The organism is Lentibacillus sp. (assembly GCF_035301925.1).
Lineage (GTDB): Bacteria > Bacillota > Bacilli > Bacillales > Amphibacillaceae > Lentibacillus.
This window is the reverse complement of sequence record NZ_DATGTI010000040.1, coordinates 1-3,798: the sequence shown is the minus strand read 5'-3', so window position 1 is coordinate 3,798 and position 3,798 is coordinate 1. Positions and strand designations below refer to the sequence as shown.

The 3,798-nt window shown below is 39.2% G+C and carries 2 protein-coding genes; both read left to right on the top strand.

The genetic code is table 11. The features are described from left to right. Positions 1 to 80 precede the first annotated feature (80 nt). Positions 81 to 2,351 (top strand): YhgE/Pip domain-containing protein, encoded by a 2,271-nt coding sequence (locus VK080_RS03580; protein ID WP_068446298.1) that lies wholly within the window; start codon positions 81 to 83, stop codon positions 2,349 to 2,351. 1,121 nt (positions 2,352 to 3,472) lie between these two features. Next, a complete protein-coding gene (locus tag VK080_RS03575) occupies positions 3,473 to 3,775 on the top strand; it encodes a hypothetical protein (protein WP_324223418.1) in 303 nt (100 codons plus the stop codon). The last annotated feature ends 23 nt before the right edge of the window (positions 3,776 to 3,798 follow it).

Below are 3,798 nucleotides of genomic sequence, written 5' to 3'. Positions count from 1 at the left end.
AATTTCCGGTAATTTTTTTTCCATCGTAAAAACATAATCCTCAAACTGTCAAAATGATAAAGAATAAAGAAGGTATATGCATGAAGAATGGCTGGAAAATTTACTCGAAAGATATGAAGAATATAACACGCAATTGGGTTGCAGCTATTTTGATTGGGGGACTTATTATATTGCCATCATTATATGCATGGTTTAACATAAAGGCCTCCTGGGACCCATATGGGCAGACCGATCAAATTCCAATCGGTGTTGTGAATGAAGATGCAGGGGGGCAGGTCAGGGACGAAAAAATCAACGTTGGTAACGACCTTGTCAATACACTTAAAAACAACGATTCAATGGATTGGCATTTTACAAACCGTGAAAAGGCAATGGAAAATCTAAAATATGGCGATTATTTTGCTGTCATTGTCATACCGGAGGATTTCTCCGATAACCTGTCAACGGTAATTACAGATAATCCAAAAAAAAGCAAAACGGAATACTACGTAAATGAAAAAATCAATGCCATATCCCCGAAAATAACAGACAAGGGTGCCAGTACGATTGTGGAGCAGGTCAGTAGCAATTTTATTTCCACAGTAAATGGCGTTATTTTTAATATGTTTGATGAAATTGGTGTAGAGCTGAACGAAAAGCTGCCTGATATCAAAAAGTTTGAGGATTATGTTTTTACGATGGAAAAAAAATTACCGGAAATTCATGATTTGATTTCAAATGGCCTGCAGGATACAAAGGATGCGCAGTCTATCATCAATAAAGCGCAAAACATGCTTCCGGAAGCTGAGCGGACAACCAATGATGGCCTTCAAACGGTTAATGAAACAGCTGACTTAATGTCAAAAGCTGAAGGCCGCTTAAATGAAATGGCACCGAAAATTGAGGAGGATTTGAAAAAAGCGCAAGGCACTGCTGAAGACATCAACAAACTGCTTAAAGATGCCCAGAATGTGAACATTGATTTTAGCAAGGGTAAAGAACTGCAGCAAAGCATTGACAGTTCATTGGGTGATGCAACCAGTCACATCGGTGAAATAGAAGCAAAGTTGAAGCAGCTGAAGGAAATGAATCAGGAGCAACAGGCCGATGGCGGTGAACATGGAAATAAGCAGAATAGTGATGAGGGTTCAAACGGTCAGGAAAACAGCGACCAGAATAATAATCAGAACAACGGCCAGAATAACAGCGCTAATCAGGATCAGGTAATTAAAGATGCCATAGAACGATTGAGCACACTGCGTGGAGCTCTTGAAGAAGCGCAGAAGAATGGTCAAAACATTACAGCATTCATTGAGGACAAAAAGCAGGAAGTCGATTCCGTTATCATCGATTTAGAAGAGTTATCTGGCAATACAGCAAACAGAATAGGAGATTTCCTGACAGATTATAAAGAAAATATTGAGCCAATAGTCAAACAGAAAATCAACAATGCGCAACAGACGTTATCTGATGCAAAAGGGATTTTATCAGAAATCAAGTCAACAATTCCGGAGGTAAAACAAGTCCTGTCAAATACCGAAAATAATATTGGTGAGGGGCAGGAAATGCTGAATACAATTCTTGGCGAATATCCGTACGTGAATAGTAAAGTCAATGAACTTGCTGATAAAATTCGTGACATCCAGGGTGAAACTGACATCAATGAAATTATTGAATTATTACAGAACGATCCTGAAGCAGAACGGAGCTTTTTTGAGGAACCGGTCAAGCTCAGCAAAAATGAACTTTTTCCAATTCCGAACTACGGTTCCGGGATGACCCCATTCTACACTGTCCTGGCTATATGGGTTGGCGGTCTGCTACTGATTTCCCTATTGGCCGCAGACGTTCATGGTGGGGAAGAACTAACGGGCAGGGAGCGTTATATTGGAAAGTTGTTCACGTTCCTTACGATCGGATTACTGCAGACACTCATTGTAACGCTGGGTGACCGGTTTATTGTTGATGCTTACATGGCACATCCTGTCTGGTTTGTGATATTCGGCCTGCTGATCAGTTTGGTGTTTATGCTGATTATCTTCACACTTGTTTCACTTTTTGGCGATGTCGGAAAAGCAATGGTCATTGTCCTGCTTGTTCTGCAAATTGCCGGTGCGGGCGGCACATATCCGGTTGTTTTGCTTCCTGAATTTTTCCAGGCAATCAACCCGTTCCTTCCGTTCACCTATGCCATTGATTTAATGCGTGAAGCAGTCGGGGGCATTATATGGAAATCAGCAATACACGATATGGCTATTCTGGGTTTATTTGGACTCGGTTTTGTGTTATTCGGTGTCCTGTTTAAAAATGTGGTTAATAAACATACCGACAGGCTGATGAAAAAGTCCAAGGAGGCTGGTTTATTCCATTAATGTTTATCAGTATAGAAAAAGCCCGCTATAGTGCGCCGTTCAACAAGCTATGCTATAAGCACTTTGAAACGTGAAATGCAGAGGATTACTTATAGTTAATCCAAACTTTACAACGCAGGATGGGAATGACGGAACCATCCCGTCAATACTCCTGCATGCGTCATGACTGGCAGGTCATGGGGTTTTAAGAACAGGTAGATTCGGCAGAACAAAGGCTGAAGCCATTCCTTTTGGAAAAGGTATGCCGTACGGCTGAAAAACTGGATAAGGTGAGAATGTTCGGAACTGGCGAATTTCCGAATGTACGGGTCTAAAGATTAAACATAGGGAAACCTATAAGTCATCCAACGATGGTGTGAGTGGTGTAGAGTAAAATTCGCCCTTTGAAATACACTATACCGGACAACGGCGGCATCCATCAAAGGCTTATAGTAAGCGCCTACGTCCAGAATAGATAGTTACGTTGTAAGGGACTTGGAAAGCAAGGAACGTTGGAACAAGGACTGTCATCCGAAACGGTTGCTATAAGGCTTATGCCAAAAAGCACTTATCCTTGTGGAAGAAGCTATTCAAATTGGAATGGAAGCTACTTCGGTAACCCAATACTAAGCAGCTTTTGTTTTATTCATCTTACGTGAATAATTACGTCTTTGTATCATTCAATTATCCAGTTTCATTTTGAACATTATAGTTCCAGAAACTGGCCCGATTGTTGCATAAACTTTGAATCCAAAGATGTTTATTTAAGACCACTTTGTTACAATCTTTAGATTTATTTTAACATAAATATTTAGAGTACCTGGCTATTTTTTAACTGTTGGGGAAAAATCAATTTGATTATAGAATGGACTCCTTTTGTTTATGTAAAATACGGTAATAAAATCTTTCTAATCAAAATTTATTTTAAGGTTCATAAAATGTCTAATCGTAAGTGTCAACAAGTAATGAAAAGATGCGAATAAAATGCGAACAAAAAACGAACAAAAAGGCGAACGAATGATGAACAAAAATGCCTAAAAAAGCTGTTAAATTATTAGTATCAGGAAGTTTATAACTTCCCATTAACTCTTTTTCTTCACGGAAAAGGGTTTTTATTTTGGTTAGATAAGGAGGTGTAAATCTTGTCTAATAATGAATTTGGAAAAGCAATGGATAAGAATCAGGACAAAGACGTTAAGCAGGACGATAAGACAGTCGCTAAAGATTCTACAGAAACATTGAAGAAAGAATCATCATCAAAAAGAAAACGCAAACCTGTAAAACCTGAAGGGTTTAAGGAATTTGAAGCACTGGCAAAAGGTATTATCGAAGCTGACGGGTCTTCATATTATGAGTGGCTTCATGAGCGACATCAAGACATTATCTTGAATTTTAATGTATCGAACCAGAAACAAATCACGAATGTTGCGAAGAAAGGAGAGTGAGATACATGCAAGATGCTATTCAA